At 73.9% G+C, this 16,244-nt stretch carries 19 protein-coding genes; 4 read left to right on the forward strand and 15 right to left on the reverse strand.

Annotation, left to right across the window (positions count from 1 at the left end; genetic code table 11):
• Nucleotides 1-137: 137 nt before the first annotated feature.
• The 11 genes from ACFV1W_RS30555 to ACFV1W_RS30605 all read right to left on the reverse strand — a co-directional run bounded on the left by ACFV1W_RS30555 (nucleotide 138) and on the right by ACFV1W_RS30605 (nucleotide 9,126).
• Nucleotides 138-467: a hypothetical protein gene (locus ACFV1W_RS30555; protein WP_380420502.1), complete on the reverse strand. Its 330-nt coding sequence runs from the start codon at nucleotides 465-467 to the stop codon at nucleotides 138-140.
• 220 nt (nucleotides 468-687) lie between these two features.
• The gene (locus ACFV1W_RS30560; protein WP_380420503.1) at nucleotides 688-1,638 is read right to left on the reverse strand and encodes an urease accessory protein UreD; all 951 of its coding nucleotides are present in this window, start codon (nucleotides 1,636-1,638) and stop codon (nucleotides 688-690) included.
• On the reverse strand, nucleotides 1,635-2,255 hold the full coding sequence (ureG, locus tag ACFV1W_RS30565; protein WP_380420504.1) for an urease accessory protein UreG: 621 nt from the start codon (nucleotides 2,253-2,255) through the stop codon (nucleotides 1,635-1,637). The genes ACFV1W_RS30560 and ureG overlap by 4 nt, the downstream gene beginning before the upstream one ends.
• A gap of 26 nt (nucleotides 2,256-2,281) precedes the next feature.
• Nucleotides 2,282-2,986: an urease accessory protein UreF gene (locus ACFV1W_RS30570; RefSeq protein ID WP_380420505.1), complete on the reverse strand. Its 705-nt coding sequence runs from the start codon at nucleotides 2,984-2,986 to the stop codon at nucleotides 2,282-2,284.
• Nucleotides 2,983-4,707 carry an urease subunit alpha gene (ureC, locus tag ACFV1W_RS30575; RefSeq protein WP_380420506.1) on the reverse strand — a complete coding sequence of 575 codons (1,725 nt, stop codon included), beginning with the start codon at nucleotides 4,705-4,707 and terminating at the stop codon, nucleotides 2,983-2,985. Before ureC ends, ACFV1W_RS30570 begins: the two co-directional genes overlap by 4 nt.
• Entirely contained in the window at nucleotides 4,707-5,150 is a 444-nt protein-coding gene (locus tag ACFV1W_RS30580; RefSeq protein ID WP_380420507.1) for an urease subunit beta, read from the reverse strand. The genes ureC and ACFV1W_RS30580 overlap by 1 nt, the downstream gene beginning before the upstream one ends.
• 23 nt (nucleotides 5,151-5,173) lie before the next feature.
• Complete coding sequence (locus tag ACFV1W_RS30585) at nucleotides 5,174-6,052, reverse strand: sirohydrochlorin chelatase (RefSeq protein WP_380420508.1); 879 nt, start codon at nucleotides 6,050-6,052, stop codon at nucleotides 5,174-5,176.
• Nucleotides 6,053-6,055: 3 nt separating this feature from the next.
• Entirely contained in the window at nucleotides 6,056-6,361 is a 306-nt protein-coding gene (locus ACFV1W_RS30590; protein ID WP_380420509.1) for an urease subunit gamma, read from the reverse strand.
• Nucleotides 6,362-6,458: 97 nt separating this feature from the next.
• Nucleotides 6,459-6,803, reverse strand: a complete 345-nt coding sequence (locus ACFV1W_RS30595) for an urea transporter (protein WP_380420510.1) — start codon at nucleotides 6,801-6,803, stop codon at nucleotides 6,459-6,461.
• A gap of 430 nt (nucleotides 6,804-7,233) precedes the next feature.
• Nucleotides 7,234-8,031 carry an alpha/beta hydrolase gene (locus ACFV1W_RS30600; RefSeq protein WP_380420511.1) on the reverse strand — a complete coding sequence of 266 codons (798 nt, stop codon included), beginning with the start codon at nucleotides 8,029-8,031 and terminating at the stop codon, nucleotides 7,234-7,236.
• A 336-nt stretch (nucleotides 8,032-8,367) separates the two neighbouring features.
• Nucleotides 8,368-9,126, reverse strand: coding sequence for an alpha/beta fold hydrolase (locus ACFV1W_RS30605; RefSeq protein ID WP_380420512.1), 759 nt, complete (start codon nucleotides 9,124-9,126; stop codon nucleotides 8,368-8,370).
• 155 nt (nucleotides 9,127-9,281) lie between these two features.
• Between ACFV1W_RS30605 and ACFV1W_RS30610 the strand changes: the two genes are divergently transcribed.
• Nucleotides 9,282-9,815, forward strand: a complete 534-nt coding sequence (locus tag ACFV1W_RS30610; RefSeq protein WP_380420513.1) for a SigE family RNA polymerase sigma factor — start codon at nucleotides 9,282-9,284, stop codon at nucleotides 9,813-9,815.
• Complete coding sequence (locus tag ACFV1W_RS30615) at nucleotides 9,812-10,744, forward strand: hypothetical protein (RefSeq protein ID WP_380420514.1); 933 nt, start codon at nucleotides 9,812-9,814, stop codon at nucleotides 10,742-10,744. Before ACFV1W_RS30610 ends, ACFV1W_RS30615 begins: the two co-directional genes overlap by 4 nt.
• Nucleotides 10,745-10,971: 227 nt before the next feature.
• Here the strand turns inward: ACFV1W_RS30615 and ACFV1W_RS30620 are convergent, their stop codons facing one another.
• The 4 genes from ACFV1W_RS30620 to ACFV1W_RS30635 all read right to left on the reverse strand — a co-directional run bounded on the left by ACFV1W_RS30620 (nucleotide 10,972) and on the right by ACFV1W_RS30635 (nucleotide 14,340).
• A complete protein-coding gene (locus ACFV1W_RS30620; protein ID WP_380420515.1) occupies nucleotides 10,972-12,189 on the reverse strand; it encodes a glycosyltransferase in 1,218 nt (405 codons plus the stop codon).
• Between the two features lie 167 nt (nucleotides 12,190-12,356).
• Nucleotides 12,357-13,169 carry a nucleotidyltransferase domain-containing protein gene (locus ACFV1W_RS30625; RefSeq protein WP_380420516.1) on the reverse strand — a complete coding sequence of 271 codons (813 nt, stop codon included), beginning with the start codon at nucleotides 13,167-13,169 and terminating at the stop codon, nucleotides 12,357-12,359.
• Nucleotides 13,170-13,229: 60 nt separating this feature from the next.
• Nucleotides 13,230-13,394, reverse strand: a complete 165-nt coding sequence (locus tag ACFV1W_RS30630; protein ID WP_380420517.1) for a hypothetical protein — start codon at nucleotides 13,392-13,394, stop codon at nucleotides 13,230-13,232.
• On the reverse strand, nucleotides 13,375-14,340 hold the full coding sequence (locus ACFV1W_RS30635; protein ID WP_380420518.1) for a LysR family transcriptional regulator: 966 nt from the start codon (nucleotides 14,338-14,340) through the stop codon (nucleotides 13,375-13,377). The genes ACFV1W_RS30630 and ACFV1W_RS30635 overlap by 20 nt, the downstream gene beginning before the upstream one ends.
• A gap of 99 nt (nucleotides 14,341-14,439) precedes the next feature.
• On the opposite strand from ACFV1W_RS30635, the gene ACFV1W_RS30640 reads away from it, so the two are divergent.
• Together ACFV1W_RS30640 and ACFV1W_RS30645 are read left to right on the forward strand one after the other, a co-directional pair.
• Nucleotides 14,440-15,330 carry an NAD-dependent epimerase/dehydratase family protein gene (locus ACFV1W_RS30640; RefSeq protein ID WP_380420519.1) on the forward strand — a complete coding sequence of 297 codons (891 nt, stop codon included), beginning with the start codon at nucleotides 14,440-14,442 and terminating at the stop codon, nucleotides 15,328-15,330.
• Entirely contained in the window at nucleotides 15,327-16,226 is a 900-nt protein-coding gene (locus tag ACFV1W_RS30645) for an aldo/keto reductase (RefSeq protein ID WP_380420520.1), read from the forward strand. The genes ACFV1W_RS30640 and ACFV1W_RS30645 overlap by 4 nt, the downstream gene beginning before the upstream one ends.
• The last annotated feature ends 18 nt before the right edge of the window (nucleotides 16,227-16,244 follow it).

The following is a 16,244-nucleotide window of genomic DNA, read 5'->3' on the forward strand; positions in this document are numbered from 1 at the left end:
CCGGCGGCACCAGCCGCTGAACCAGCAATCCACCCACCACCACACCACCGCGCCGGCCGACCCAAACGGCCGGCGCGGCGGCATGAGCGGGTGTCAGCGGCAGGAGGCCATTCGGCGGCGCGCGAGCGGTGGGTCAGCTAACTGATCGACTCCGTGTACAGGGCGGCGCCCTTCTCCTCCGGCTGCCAGCCGGCCGCGAGGCCCGCCCGGATCAGGCCGGCGACGAGGGCGGGCTTGACGGGTTCCAACCGGAGGACCTCGCGGACGCGTTCGGGCGGGGCCGTCAGCAGGATGCCGTAGTGCAGCCACGGGTCGTCGAAGCGGTGCGTCACGACGAGCGGCCGGTAGGGGCCGCCCGGGTGGTCGAGCCAGACGCGGACGTCCACGTGGGCGCTGTCGCGGAGGCGGACCACCCAGCGGTAGTCGCGGTCGTCCACGTGGATGCGGCGCGGTGTCCTCGATCTCACCCGGCAACCGTACGCCCGCGCCTCAGCCCGTGGGCACCGCCCGGTCCCGCCAGACGCGTTCGAACGGTCGGGTCATCCCGGGGTAGCCGACGTAGTGCCGAGCCTGGTGGCCTGCAGCGGGACGAGGCCGACCGCCGCCGGGTCCCTTCCTGCTGCGGCACATGAACCGCACGGTCGAGCTCAGCCACCGGCAGACCGCCCGGCTCGCGGAGAAGGACCTCTAGGTCTTCCGCAGCTCCGGCGCCGGCACTCCGATCAGCAGCCGGCGCACCGCCTCCCAGGCGGCCCGCAGCGCGGCCGCGCAGGCCCGGGTGTCGGAGTCGAGCAACCGCAGCCAGGCGCCGCTGTCCTGCGGCAGCACGCTGACCCCGTACAGCAGGCCGCGCCCCGCCAGGGCCTCGTGCAGCACGTCGGCGATCCGGGCCGCCGGGGCGAGCGGGCTGAGCACGTACAGGCTGGCCATCACGTCGTGCCCGCCGAGCACGGCCGGGCCGGCCACGCCGCCGCCGGCGGGCTCCAGCCGTACCGTGTCCAGGGCGACCAGGTCCCCGCCCGGGCGGCGCACTTCGAGGTCCGAGGCGAACACCCGGTAGGCGTTGCGCTCGCCGCGGGCCAGCCGGCCGGCGAGGACGGTCTCGCCGGCCAGCACCGTCGCGCCGGGGTCCACGGTGAGTACGGTGCGCTGGTAGAAGCGGGAGTCGACGAAGGGGATCACCGGCTCGGGCAGGTACTCCACGTAGGCGCCGGGCCCCGCCTCCAGGTGGAAGAGCTGGGTCGCGTAGTCGTGCTCCATCCGGTAGACCTTGGTGGCCGCCTGGGTGGTCAGGTGGACGGCCGTGTCGGCGCCGCAGCGGATGTCGGTGCGCAGCCGGTCCGCCTGGAGGATGCCGCCGCCGGTGGACATCAGGAAGGTGACGGCGAGGTCGGGGCGGGCCGGGTCGAAGTGGAGCGGGCGCATGATCTGCAGCGGCGACCTCTGGTAGTGGCCGGTGAGTTCGGTGCGCGCGCCGATCCGCTCGAAGGCCAGTTCCAGCAGCCCGACCTTGCCGGGGCGCCCGACCGCGAGGGTGTCGGGCGTTCCGGCGTACCGGCGGACCTGCTGCGGGACGCGGGCCGGCTCGTAGTGCCGGGGGTCGAGCCGGGGAGGGTCGGCCACCGGTGCCGCCGTCACGCCGGGACCTTCCGGAAGGTCTCCAGGAAGGTGGCGATGTCCTCCAGCCCCTCCCCCGTCAGGCAGTTGGTGAGCACCACCGGCCGGTCCTCGCGCACCCTGCGGGCGTCGGACTCCATGATGCCGAGGTCGGCGCGGACGTACTGGGCGATGTCGATCTTGTTGATCACCAGCAGCTCCGACTCGGTGATGCCCGGGCCGCGCTTGCGGGGCATCTTCTCGCCCTCGGCGGTGTCGAGGACGAACAGGAAGAGGTCGACCAGCACCGGGCTGAAGGTCAGGGTGAGGTTGTCACCGCCGGACTCGAACAGCAGGGTGTCGACGTCCGGGAAGCGCTCCAGCATCTCGGCCCCGGCGGCGAGGTTCATCGTCGGGTCGTCCCGTACGGCGGTGTGCGGGCAGGCGCCGGTCTCCACGCCGACGACCCGCTCGGGGTCGAGCACCCCGGCGAGGGTGCGGCGGACGTGCTGGGCGTCCTCCTGGGTGTAGATGTCGTTGGTGATGACCGCCGGGCGGTGGCCGCGCGCGATCAGCACCGGCACCAGCGCCTCGATCAGCGCCGTCTTGCCCGAGCCGACCGGTCCGCCGATGCCCACCCGGAGCACGTTGTCGGTCATGCGATTCCCTTCGATCGTAGGTGTGTTCAGCTCGCGAACAGCCGGGCCTCGGCCCGCTCGTGCCGCCCGGACATCGCGTCGGCGACCGGTACGCAGCCGCCGAGGTCGGCCAGCTCCCGTTCCAGTGCGGCGGCGACCACCTCCCGGATCACCGGGCCGGCGGCCCGCAGCACCACCTGCGCCCTGCGGTGGTCGGTCAGCCGCAGCCGCAGCGCGGCGCCGACGAAGCTGGCGCAGAAGGCGAACAGGTCGCTGGCGACGGCCTGTCCGACCGGTACGGCGGCCGAGGCGTACGCGACCCCGGCGGCCACCGCCTGGCAGCCGGGGGCGCGCTTGTCGGCGACCAGTTCCGCGTACCGCTCCAGCGGCTCGCCGCCCACCGACTCCCGCGCGATGTCGAGGAGTTGGCGCCCGGTGCGGGTGGCGGCGAGCCTCAGCTCGCGGTTGAGCTTGGTGGCGTGCAGCCGCTGGTCGATCTCGGCCAGCAGCTCCCGGTCGCCCTCCGACGCGGCCCGGTGGGCCAACGCCAGCGCCGTCGCGTCGGACGGTCCGACGCTGTGCCGCAGCAGGTCGGCGAGCAGCTCGGGCACCGTGTCGGGGGTGACGGCCTTCGCCTGGGCGTAGCCCTCCAGGCCGTGGGAGAGGGTGTAGAAGCCGCTGGGGAAGGCGGAGTCGGTCAGCTGGAGGCTGACCAGCAGGGCGTCCAGCCCGTCTCCCGGGAGGCTGCTCATGCGAGGTAGAACAGGTGGTTGAGCGGCAGTTCGCGGGCCGGCTCGATGGTGGCGGGCTCGCCGTCCAGGGTGACCTTGTACGTCTCCGGGTCGACCGCGATCTTCGGGAGGGCGTCGTTGCGCAGCATGTGCTGCTTGCCGACCGATCGGCAGTGCCGCACCGGCAGCACCCGGCTGTCCAGGCCGAGCCGGGCGGGCACGCCGAGTTCGACGGCGGCCCGGGACATGAAGCTGATCCGGGTGGCCTGCCTGGCCCGTCCGAACGCGCCGTACATCGGGCGGTAGTAGACCGGCTGCGGGGTGGGCAGCGAGGCGTTCGGGTCGCCCATCAGCGCCCAGTTGATGATGCCGCCCTTGATGACCATCTTGGGCTTGGCGCCGAAGGAGTTGATCGGCCAGAGCACGATGTCGGCCAGCTTGCCGGGCTCCAGCGAGCCGATGTGCTCGGCGGTGCCGGAGGCGATCGCCGGGTTGATGGTGAGCTTGGCGAGGTAGCGCAGCACTCGGAAGTTGTCGTTGCGCTCGCTGTCGCCGGCCAGCTTGCCGCGCTGCTCCTTGCAGTGGTGGGCGGTCTGGAAGGCGCGGGTGAAGGACTCGCCGATCCGGCCCATGGCCTGGGAGTCGGAGGAGAAGATCGAGATGACGCCCTCGTCGTGCAGCACGGTCTCGGCGGCGATGGTCTCGGCGCGCACCCGGGAGTCGGCGAAGGAGACGTCCTCGGGGATGTCGTGGCTGAGGTGGTGGCAGACCATCACCATGTCCAGCAGCTCGTCCACCGAGTTGACGGTGTAGGGCAGCGTCGGGTTGGTGGAGGACGGCAGCACGTTGGGCTCGCCGGCGATCCGCATGATGTCGGGGGCGTGCCCGCCGCCCGCGCCCTCGGTGTGGAAGGTGTGGATGGTGCGGCCGTCGATCGCGGACAGGGTGTCCTCGAAGAAGCCGGACTCGTTGAGGGTGTCGGTGTGGATGGCCACCTGCACGTCGTACTCGTCGGCGACGCCGAGCGCGCTGTCGATCGCGGCCGGGGTGCTGCCCCAGTCCTCGTGCACCTTGAGGCCGCACACTCCCGCCTCGACCTGCTCGCGCAGCGCCCCCGGCAGGGAGCCGTTGCCCTTGCCGAGCAGGCCGACGTTGACCGGGAGGTCTTCCACGGCCTGGTACATCCGGCCGATGTTCCAGGGGCCGGGGGTGCAGGTGGTGCCGTTGGTGCCGTCGGACGGGCCGGTGCCGCCGCCGATCAGGGTGGTGATGCCGTTGCTCAGCGCCTCCTGCGCCTGCTGCGGGGCGATGAAGTGGATGTGGGTGTCGATGCCGCCGGCGGTGGCGATCAGGTGCTCGCCGGAGATCACCTCGGTGCCGGGGCCGATCACCAGCTTCGGGTGCACCCCGCTCTGGGTGTGCGGGTTGCCGGCCTTGCCGACGGCGGTGATGAAGCCGTCCTTGACGCCGATGTCGCCCTTCACGACGCCGAGCACCGGGTCCATCACGACGACGTTGGTGACGACCAGGTCGAGCGCGCCCTGGGCGGCGGTGGCGGCCGGGTCCTGGGCCATGCCGTCGCGGATGCCCTTGCCGCCGCCGTAGACGGCCTCGTCGCCGTAGTGGCCCTGGTTGAAGTCCTGCTCGACCTCGACCACGAGGTTGGTGTCGGCGAGGTGGAAGCGGTCTCCGACGGTGGGGCCGAAGAGGTCGGTGTACTGCTTGCGGGACAGGATGGCCATCAGCGGACACCTTCGTTCCGGTGGTGTGTGTGGTGCTGCCCCGCGCGGGGCTCGTCGTCCTTGTCATCGAGGTTGGTGCCCTTGAAGCCGCGGGCGATCGCGCGGTCGATGGCGCGGGTGCGGGTGTCGCGCGCGGTGATGCCGCCGTCCACGAGGTTGCTGAAGCCCACCAGGCGGCGGTGTCCGCCGAACTCGGCGAGCGTGACGTCCTTGGTGTCGCCGGGCTCGAAGCGGACGGCGGTGCCGGCCGGGATGTCGAGGTGCTTGCCGAAGGCGGCGTTGCGGTCGAAGTCGAGGGCGCGGTTGGCCTCGAAGAAGTGGTAGTGGGAGCCGACCTGGATCGCCCGGTCGCCCGTGTTGCTGACCGTGATCGTGGCCTTGGCTCGGCCGGCGTTGATCTCCACCGGGTCGTCGCCGTACAGGTATGCGGCGCCACCGGACATGGCTGGCCTTCCTCTCTGCCGGTTCAGTGGGGGGTGTGTGCGGGAGTGCTCGCGGGGGTGTGGGAGCGGGAGTGGGGGTGGGGGTGGGTGCTGCTGTGGCTGTGGTGGTGGTCGTGGTGGTCCTCGGCCGGGCCGTGGCTGTGGACGTAGCCGTGGCCGTGTTCGGCGTCGAGGCCGGCCGCGATGCCGTCCTCGCCGTGGCCGAGCAGGTGCAGGGCCGCCGCCGTGCGGGCCGCGACCACGCCGGCGATCGCGGACGGCCGCAGCAACGGGCCGCCGTCCCGTACGCCGCCGTCCCGAAGGCCTTCCGGCAGGGCCGGGCCGAAGGAGGCCGGGACGGCCGTGATCCGGTCCGCGCCGAGCAACCGGCAGCGTTCGACGCCCTCGGCCGGGCCGGGGTCGCCGCCCGCGAAGGCCACCTCGACCGTGCGGTGCCGCCCGTACTGGCGGACCAGGCGGGCGATCCGGAAGAGTTCGGCGTCCTCGAACGGGCCGGCCGCCGGTGCGGTGACGAGAACGGCATCCCCGCTGCCGGCGGAGGCCGCTGCCGCGCGCAGCCAGCCGACCAGGTGCCCGGCCGCGCCGAAGGGCGCCGTGAGCGCGAGCCGTCCGCAGCCCTCACCGGCGGCGAGCCAGCGCAGGGCCCGGGCGGTGTCGGCGACCAGCTTCGGGTCCCGTCCGAGGGTCATGGGTACGACGCAGACCGGCGCGCCGCCCCCCGCCACCAGGGCCGAGCGGACGGCTTCGGCGAGCGGTCGTCCGGCCGGCGCCGCGGCGTGGACGACCGGGCCGTGCCCGGCGGGCGCGCCGGATCCCGGGATGACCAGGCCCGCCAGGTCGCGGCCGCCGTCGCTCTCGTGCCCGCCGGCCAGGACGACCGGCACGGGCTGAGGTGTGGTCATCGTTCAGGCGCCGACGGGGTCGTGGCAGGAGACCAGCCTGGTGCCGTCCAGGAACGCGGCCTCGACCTGGAGCAGCGGCAGCATCTCGCGCACTCCGGGCATGACGTCCGCGTTGCTGACGACCTGCTTGCCGATCTCCATGCACTCGGCGACGGTGCGGCCGTCCCGGGCGCCCTCCATGATGGCCTCGCTGATCAGCGCGCAGGCCTCGCTGTAGTTGAGCTTGACGCCGCGGTCGCGGCGTTTGCGGGCCAGGTCGGCCACGACGTAGATGTAGAGCTTGTCCATCTCACGCGGGGAGAGATTCACAGGAACCACTACTCCTTTCCGAGAAACCGACGCAACGCAAGTCCGACGACACGAAAGGCAGTTGAGCGGCGCAATACCGGGTTCGGGCGCCTGGGATTCAGACCCGGCGCAGCCGGGGAATCACCGGCACCGCCGCCAGGAACAGCATGGTGGTCAGGACGAACGGCCACGTGAAGGCGTGGCCGCCGAACGGCGCGGTGATCGCGCCGAGCGCCGGGGTCAGCACGGTCGCGGCGGCCGCACCGATCACGGCGTAGGCCGCGCTCCAGCCGTCGGGGGCGACGAACACCCCGCACAGCGCCAGCGCCACCAGCACGCCGCTGTGGCCGAGCAGCCCCTGCCCGACGGCCTCGGCCGGCGCGCCGAACGACTCGACGGATAGCGGACGGGCGTCAGCCGAAGCCCCTTCCCGGACTCCTTTCCCACCCTTTTGTTGACCCATACGGCCCATACGGCGCACCAATTCCCCGGTACGGCCGAGGGGGCTCGGGAGATTGCTCGGGAGCCCCTTCGGCGGTTCGTGGGGAACCGTACTCCTGCGGATTCGCGAGCGGGATGGGAACCTGGCGTTACGTCAAATCGACCCAGAGTCACGACTGGTGCGCTGAGCTGCAACATTCTGTTGAACGTTCGGCGCGGCCAAGTTGTGGAAGAGGGCAATTCTTTGCGAAGTTTTACTCGCCACGGACAATCGCCGGAATATGACCATGCCGAGCAATCCCCGACAAACTCCGGCCATACCGGCAATACGGGCATCCGAAGCTGGGGGAAGGCTGAGGGGACGCTGGGAGGCGCGGGGCCCGTGTGACGGAAACGTGGCCGCTTCGGGGTGCGATCGCACCTGGATGCGACGGCGGGCTCCACGCGGGAGGTCAGGCCGCTTCGGGGCCTGCGTGGGGGGTCGCTCCGGCCCCTGCCCCGGCCGCGGGCGCCCTCCGGCCGAGATGGCCGAGCAGGAAGCGCTCCGAGGCAGCCGACTCGAACTCGGGCACCGCCAGGTGACCGCCCGGATTGGCGTGCAGCGTCCTCTCCCGCGAGCCCAGCGCACCGTACAGCGCCAAAGCGGCCTCACGCGGCTGGAGCTCGTCGTCCCACTGCAGGACGAACTGCACCGGCACCGCCACCCGCCCGGCCGGCTCCATCAGCGAGGCGTGACCCGCGAGCCCGAACACGGCGGCCCGGATGCGGGGTTCGGCCGCCGCGAGCGGGATGCCGATCACCGTCCCGAGCGACAACCCCCAGTACCCGGTCGGCCCGAGGCCCCCGCCCGCCCCGTCCAGACCCTCCAGCGCGTCCAGCACCGCCCGCCACTGGGGCACGGCCCGCTCCGCGAGCGCCGCCGTGTGCCGCGCCACCCAGGCGCTGATCGGCCGCCCGGCCGCCAGCAGCTCCCCGACCTCGGTGGCGAACCGCTCGTCCTGCGCGGTGCGTTCCCGCTCGCCGTGCCCGGGCGCGTCGAGCGCCACCGCCGCCCACCCGTACCGCGTCACGCACCCCCGGGCCCGGTCGCGCGGCCCCAGCTTGTGCTGCCCACCACCGTGCCCCAGCAGCACCAACGGCCGTCCGCCGGGGGCCGATCCGGCCGGGTGCCAGAGCACGCCGGGCACACCGTCATGGACGAAACGGCGTTCCGTGACGCCGTCCGCGCTGGTCTCCGAAGTGAAGTGCACCCACCCATCATGGCGCCCGACAGACGTTCGAGTCCGGCCCTTTCCCCGGCTGGCCGATAGTCGCCGGGGACCGGTACGTACCCGGCCCTCCCCGGCCGCACGCTTTCTCCTTGACCCCGCCTACGTCCTACCGGCGGTGAACTCCCGCTTGACCGCCCGGACTTCGGGCTGCTCCTCCCGGGCAAGGTGCCCGGCATCGGCCCCCCACGGCCGTTGTCGGATCGCGGTGGAGCAGCGGGGTGTCGACCGGGCCCGCCCCGGCGGAGGCGGCGCTCTCCCGGGCGTCCCGGCCGAAGGCCTGGTTGAAGGTCGAAGCGCGGGCCGGATACCCGCTCCTCAGCCCCGGGCCGACGGGTCCCGCAGGAAGTCCGTGAGGAGTGCGGTGACCTCGGCGGGGCGTTCCAGGCTGGGGAGGTGGCCGGCCCAGGGCAGTTCGAGGTGGCGGGCGTCGGGAAGGACGGCGGGGAGTTCGGCGGCGATGTGGCGGAAGTCCGGGAGGTCGTGGGCGCCGGCGATCGCCAGGGTGGGGGCGGTGATTCGGGTGAGGTCGACGTCCTCCTTGTCCGGGCCGCCGGTCGCCTCCAGCTGAACGTCGAAGTTGTGGCGCTGCATCCGCCGGACGAACTCGCGGGTCTCCTCGTCGGCATCCGGGCCCAGCCAGGTGCGGACGTTGAGTTCGACGGCGGCCTCGACGTCGCCCGCCTCCAGCAGTTCGTCCTCCCGGGCGCCGAAGGTCAGCAGGGCTTCGGAGGGTTCGTGACCCGGTCGCCCGGCGCCGAGCAGGGCGAGTACGGTGACCGCGTGGGGGCGCAGGGCTGCCGCGGTGAGGGCGATGCGGCCGCCGTACGAGGCGCCGATCACGGCGGTGGTCTCGATGCCCAGGTGGTCGAGGAGGGCGAGCACGTCGGCCGCGGCACCGTAGGGCCCGTCGGGGAGCGGAGTGTCGCCGAAGCCGCGGAAGTCGCAGCGGACGACACGGTGGCCGGCGTCGAGGAGGGCCTGCCACTGCGGGTCCCACATCCGCCGGTCGCACACCGAGGAGTGCAGCAGGAGAACAGCCGGTCCGGTTCCCGAATCGTCATGAGAGAGGATCATTCGGCGAATGGTAGCCAGCGGGGCCGGTCCTGGACGAGCCGGTTCGGGCCGAAGCCGACGGCGTGGCCGACGGCGGCGCGCGGAATCAGGCGGGGAGCGGGCGGGAGTAAGCGGTTCCGGCCCTTCCCGGGCTCTGGGTGGGTGAGGAGGTGCTCATGGGAGAAGCGAAGAGCGCTCGGGACGAGGAGTTCCAGTCGTTCATCGTCGCCGCCTGGCCCCGGTTGGTGCGAACGGCGTTCCTGCTGGCCGGGGAGCAGTACGCGGCGGAGGACCTGGTGCAGTCGGCGGCCGAGAAGGCCTGCGCGGCCTGGTCGAAGGTGCGCCGGGCGGACGATCCGTACGCCTACGTGCGGCGGATCCTGGTCAACCAGCACGCCCGCCGCTGGCGCCGCCGCCCGGCGGAGCTGCTGGTGGACGCCGTCCCGGACACGGCGGGGTCGGAGGACGGCTTCGCCCGCTCGGACCAGCGCGGGGCGCTGCTGGCCGCGCTCGCCACCCTGCCACCGCGCCAGCGGGAGGCGGTGGTGCTGCGGTACTGGGAGGACCTGAGCGACAGCCAGACGGCCACGGCGATGGGGTGCTCGGTGGGCGCGGTGCGCAGCCACGCGGCGAAGGGCATCGGGCGGTTGCGGCAGGTGACGGCACTGGTGGAACTGAAGGACAGGACCGAGATCGGAGGGGCGGTATGAGCACGAACGCGAACGAGGACGCCGGCCTGTGGGTCGGGCTGGGCCTGGCCGAGGCGGCGTCGACGGCGAGGGTCGGCCCGGCGCCGGTGGCGGAGATCCTGGCGGGCGGCCGGCGGATCCGGCGCCGCCGCCGGACGGTGGTCGGCGCGCTGGCGCTGGCCTCGGTGGTGGTGCTGGCGGGCGGGGCGGTCACCGAGCTGCGCCCGGGGTCGGCCGCCTCCCACCCGCTGGTCCCGGCCGGCACCGGTCACGGCCCCGGCACCGGCGGCCCACCGGCGACCCCGGCGACCCCGACGACTCCGGCGACTCCGCCGGCGACGACCGCCACCTCACCCCCACGGGACCCGTTCACCCCGGTGCGGGTGGTGCTCGGGGAGGGCACCACGCCCGACGGCAAGCAGTGGAAGCTGTGGCGGGCGGTGTGGCCGACGGCCCCGAGGGAGCGGGCGTACGAACAGGCGCTGGCGCTGTGGCAGGAGCGCAGCCCGTACGACTCGGCGGTCGGCAAGCCGACGAAGGAATTCGTCGACCAGTACTACGATCCCGACGCCGACGTCGTCAACACCTACTTCACGGTGGACGGGGTGCGCCTGAGCCACGACGCCGCGGGCACCAGCCCGGCGCCGGGCAAGCTGGACCCCCGCAACGGCACCTACATCGCCGGCGGCCTGCTGGGCGCCCGGGGCAAGGGGGACACGGTGGCTCCGGGTGAGATCGTCGGGCTGACCCTGGGCCCCGACATCGCCCGGGTGAGGGTGACCTGGACGGACGGCACGGTCACCGAGCCGCCGCTCGTCACGGTGGCCGACTCGCCGCTGCGCGAGGCGGTGGTGGTCCGGCCGGAGGGCAAGACGGCCAGGCTCTGGGAGTACTTCGACAGGGACGGCCGTACGGTCCCCGACTCCGGGGAGCAGTTCCTGACGCGCTGACTCCGCCTGTGGTCCGACGCGGGACCGCCGGTGGGGGTGCTGCCGTGGAGGTGTGACGAGTCGGACGGCGCGGGCGCGACGGGCGGTCCGGTACGGGTGGGGCGGGCTCGGGCTGTTGCGGGTCGCCTGGACGGTGGTCGAAGGAGTGGGAAGTCGGTGGCGCCGACTTCCCACTCCCGCCGTTCCTCGGTCGATCCGCACCTGCGGAGGTGCGGCGGGCCCGCGCGTCAGCCCAGCAGCAGCTTCGCCGCCAGCTCCGCGCCGTCGGTGCGGAGCTCGCCCGCGACGGCCGCCGCACGCACGGCGGCCTCCGGCGCGAGGGCCCGCCCGAGGGCCACGGTCAGCGACTCGACCGTCGGGACGGCCCCCTCGTGGGCGGCGCCGACGCCCAACTCGGCGACGCGTTCGGCCCAGTACGGCTGGTCCACCATCTGCGGCACCACGACCTGCGGGGTGCCGGCCAGTGCGGCCGCGGTGACGGTGCCCGCGCCTCCGTGGTGGACGACGGCGGCGACCCGCGGGAACAGCGCCTGCTGGTTGACCTCGCCGACGGCGAAGCAGTCGGCGTCGCCGTCGGCGCCGGCGCCGGCAAGAGCGAGTTCCGCCCAGCCCCGGGCGAGCACGACGCGCCGCCCGTGCGCCCGGGCCGCCTCGACGACGACTCGGGCGGCGTCCGGGGCGCCGTGCAGCGGCATGCTGCCGAAGCCCACGTAGACCGGGGGATCGCCCGCGTCCAGGAACGCCGACAGCCGGGCGGGCAGCGGGCGCCCGTCCACCAGCAGCCAGGCGCCGGTCTGCACGACCTCGCGTTCGGCGGGCTGCGGCCAGGGGCCGAGCACCTGGTCGGTGGCCAGCCACGGACGGTCGGTGAACACGTGGTCGCGCACGTTGTCCACGGTCGGCAGGCCGACCGACGCCCGGTGGGCGTTGACCTGCTCCCCGAACAGCGCGTTCATGGTCCGGACGTTGTCCTCCCACAGCTCCCGGTTGCCGGTCAGCCCGGGCCGGTACGGCTGGCTCGGGTATTCGAACGGCCGGTGGTGCGGGGAGGGCAGCATGGTCGGCTGGAGGGCGACGTACACGAAGCGGGCGCCCACCACCTCGGCCGCCGCCTGGGCACCGGCCACGGCCGGGAACAGGCCGGTGGCCACCACCACGCCGCCCGGCTCGGCGGCCTCGGCGACCGCCTCGTGGAACTTCGCGACCAGCGCGGCCACCCGCCGGGGGAAGTCCCCCGGCGCCGGCGGCTTCCCGCCGACCTGCCCCCGGACCGGGTCCCCGACCGGCACCATCTCGACCCCGGCGGCGGCCAGCCGCTGCGCGAACTCCTCGTCCGGCGGCGCGCACACCCGCACCTGCGCGCCGAGTTCCCGCAGCTTGACCGCGAGCCCCGCCAGCGGCTGGACGTCGCCGCGGGACCCGTACGTGGACAGCACCACTCGCATGTCGTCATTCCTCCCGTTTCCCCCGAGGCCCGCCCGGGAGTCGACGATTGTGCGGGACGCCCAGGGCCTTGCCGCAAGGGCCCCCTCGCGCTGTAGGTTGAGACCGGCGGGAAGCGCGCGTGGTCATCCGCCTGCCCTCCGCCAGTCCTCCGCCTGTCATCCGCCTGTCATCCGCGCAGGCAGGCCATCACCTCCCCGACCAGCACCCGCGCCCGGTCCACCGTCGCGGCCAGCGCCTCCGGCGTCTCCCCCGCAGCGCCCAGCAGTCGACCCACCCGCTCCCCGAAGTCCAAGGGGACTCCCGGGAGTTGTGCGGCGACCGCCAGCGCTCCCTTCTCGTTGAGGCACCAGCGCCGGTCCCGCGCGTGCAGCGCCTGCACCAGCACGCCCACCGCCCGGGAGAGGCAGAGCGCGACGTACAGGGTGTCGCCCCTGGCCGCACCCTTCGCCGCGGCGCCGACCAGGAACTCCGCCTCCCACGCCCCGCCCGTCAGGGCCTCGCGCAACGGCTCGGGGTACCGGGCGGTCTGCGCCTGGAGGGCCGCCAATTCCCCTGCGGGATCGGCGAGTACGCGACCGAGCGCGACCTCGCCCGGGTAGCAGGGCGACCAGAACCCCAGCGGGTGACCGGCCTGCACCCCGACCTCGTACCGGCCGGCCCGGCAGTCCGCCCACACCCGCTCGACCCGGTCGAGGTCCCGCAGGATCCAGTCCACGGCGACCCCGTCGACGCGCAGCCACGCCCCGCCGTTCACCCACGGCCCCCAGCCCCCCGGACCGGCCACCTCCACGTCCGGCCCGGCCAGCGCCCGCAGCGCGGCGAGGTCGGGCTCGCCGCGGTAGTAGAGGCCGAGGTCCCAGTCCGACTCCGGCCGGTGCGCCCCGCGCGCCCGGCTTCCGCCGAGCATCACGCCCACCACACCCGGAACGTCCGCGAGCCGGGCCGCCATGGTCTCGATGTGTTCGTCGATCGCCTGCATGACGGGAAGTCTGGCGCCCGGGCGGGCGCCGGGCCAGCGGATTCGGGCCTCCGGCGAGCCTCAGTAGCCGACGGTGAACCGGCGCTGGACGAAGCGCGGCAGCTCCGCCTCGTCCACCAGCGCGACCGCGGCGTCCTCCGCCGAGATCCGGCCCGGCCCGTCGGCGGGTGGGCTGGGCCTGGAGCCGTTCGCGCAGCCCGATCCCTCAACGGCCGGCAGGGCCACGGTGGTCCGCGCCCGGCGCGGCCGTACCCTCCCCCGCCGGTCCCCCGGCCAGCCGGGACGCCAGTTCCTCCGCCAGCCGCGCGACCCGTCCGCGGCGGCGGCGGGCGAGGGCCAGCCCGAGGTGGCGGCGGGGGCCGGGTTCGGCCAGGGGGAGGGCGACCAGGTCCGGGTGCCGGGCCAGGCCGATCTCGGGGATCAGCGCGATGCCGATCCCGGCGCGGACCAGGGACTGGGCGAACTCGTAGTCCGTCGCCGTGCACGAGATCCGCAGATCGACGCCGGCCAGGTCGGCGTAGCGGGCGAGCTGGCCGGCGGACTTGCGGCAGCCCAGGATCCAGCGCTGGTCGGCGAGTTCGGCCAGGTGCGGTGCCTCGGGACGGGCCCGGTAGCGGGCGGCAGCGGGGTGGTGGCACGGCAGCACGACGCGCAGCGGGTCCTCGCCGAGCTGCGTCCAGTCCAGCCCCGAGCGGTCGCCCGGCCGGGCGGGTGGCGGGCCTTCGAGGTGGTAGGCGAGGGCGAGGTCGGCGCGTCCCTCGCGGACGGCGGGCAGGCTCTCCTCCGGTTCCGCCTCCAGGATGGTGAGTTCCACTTCCGGGTGGTCCGCGGCGAATGCGGCGAGCGCCGCGGGCAGCAGTCGTCGTCCGCCGCTGGCGAAGGTGGCGACGGTCAGCGCGGTCCGCTCGGCGGTCAGTCGGGCGATGCGCTGCTGGGTGTCGGTGAGTTCGGCCGCGATGGCGTCGGCCGCCTCGACCAGCAGCCGGCCCGCGTCGGTGAGCGTGACGCCGCGGGTGGAGCGCTTCACCACGGGCGCGCCGAGGCCGCGTTCGAGTGCGGCGACCTGCTGGGAGACGGCCGAGGGGGTGCAGTGCAGCGCCAGGGCCGCCTGGTTGAAGCTGCCGCGGCGGGAGACCTCCCGCAGTACCGCCAGCCGCTGGACGTCGATCAACAGTTCTCCTAACGATGAGCCGTCGATCTCGACACTACTGCTGGTGGCCGGTCCACGGCAGGCTGACCCCACCGAAAGCGACGGGAAGGGACCGAGGGCGTGGACGTGTGTGTGATCGGCGGGAGCCGCTACTTCGGCAGGCGGGTGGTCGAGGAACTCCGCGATGCGGGCGCGGCGGTGACCGTCGTCAACCGCGGCTCGGTGCCCGCCCCGCACGGTGTGACCCACCTGCGGGCCGACCGCGACGACGAGGCCGCGCTGCGTGCCGCGCTCGCCGACCGGCGCTTCGACGCCGTCGTCGACCAGGTCTGCTACACGCCCGTCCAGGCGGCCGTCGCCGCCCGGGTGTTCGCCGACCGCACCGCGCGCTACGTGCTCACCTCCACCGTCGAGGTCTACGCCCACCTCGGCCGGCCCGGCGGCCCGCCGCTCACCGAACCGGCGCTCGACCTGTCGGCCGAGCCGGTGGACCTGCAACTCCCCTGGACCGACAACCGGTTCGTCGACGACCACTACGCCGAGGGCAAGCGCCAGGCGGAGGCACTGCTCACCCGGCAGGCAGCCTTCGACCTCGTCACCGTCCGTACGGCGCACGTCCTCGGCGGTGCCGACTTCACCGGACGGCTGGCCCACTACGTGGACCGGATCGGACGCGGCCTGCCGGTGGCCGTCCACACCGCACCGCAGCGCGCTTCCTTCGTCCACGAGGCGGAGATCGCCCGCTTCCTGGCCTGGGCCGCGAAGGCCGACTTCACCGGACCGGTCAACGCGGCCTCGCAAGGCTCCCTGGACGTAGCGGAGTTGTGCGCAGCGGTGGGCCGGGTGACCGGCACAGAGCCCCGACTGACCACGGGAGCGGGCGAGCCGCCCTCACCGTTCTCCTTCGACCGCTGCTACGCCATGGACACGGGACGGTCGGCCCGCCTGGGCTTCCGCTTCTCCGCCGTCACCGACTGGCTTCCCGAGGCCGTCAAGGAGGTCCACGCATGACCGCCGCCGCCCGCGCGGCCGCCCTCACCCGCACCATCGGCGAGTTCACCGTCAGCGCCATCGGCCTCGGCGCGATGCCGCTGTCCGTCGAGGGCCGCCCCGACGAGGAGCAGGCGATCGCCACCGTCCACGCCGCCCTGGACGCGGGCGTGACGCTGATCGACACGGCCGACTCCTACCACTGGCACGCGGATGAGGTCGGCCACAACGAGCAGCTGCTCGCCCGCGCCCTGGCGGCGTACGGGCGCGGCACGGACGGCGTCCTGGTGGCGACCAAGGGCGGCCGGGGCCGCCCGGGCGACGGCAGCTGGACGGTCGACGGTGACCCGCGCCACCTGCGGCGCGCCGCCCGGGCCTCGGCCGCCCGGCTCGGCGTCGAGGCGATCGGCCTCTACCAGCTGCACAAGCCGGACCCGGCCGTCCCGTTCGCGGAGTCCGTCGGCGCGCTGCAAGAGCTGGCCGAGGAGGGCACCGTCCGGATGGTCGGCCTGTCCAATGTGGACTGCGAGCAGATCCGCACCGCACGGGAGATCCTCGGCCAGCGCCTGGTCTCCGTGCAGAACCGTTTCTCCCCTGCACACACCGCCACCCGCGACACCCTCGACCTGTGCACCGAACTCGGCCTCGCCTTCCTCCCCTGGAGCCCGCTCGGCGGCATCTCGCTCAGCGCCGTCGACGACCCGGGCAGCGACGCACCGACGACGGACACCCCGTTCCACGCCCTGGCCCGCGCCCGGGGCATCAGCCCGCAGCGGGTGTGCCTCGCGTGGCACCTGGCGCAGTCCCCGGCCGTCCTGCCTATCCCAGGCGCCCGTCGGCCCGCCTCCATCCGCGACTCGGCGGCGGCGGCCGCAGTGGCACTGTCGGCGGAGGAGCTGGCGGGACTGCGGGTGTAGTTACTACACCCGCAGTTA

Source organism: Kitasatospora sp. NPDC059648, assembly GCF_042734825.1.
Taxonomy (GTDB): Bacteria; Actinomycetota; Actinomycetes; order Streptomycetales; family Streptomycetaceae; genus Kitasatospora.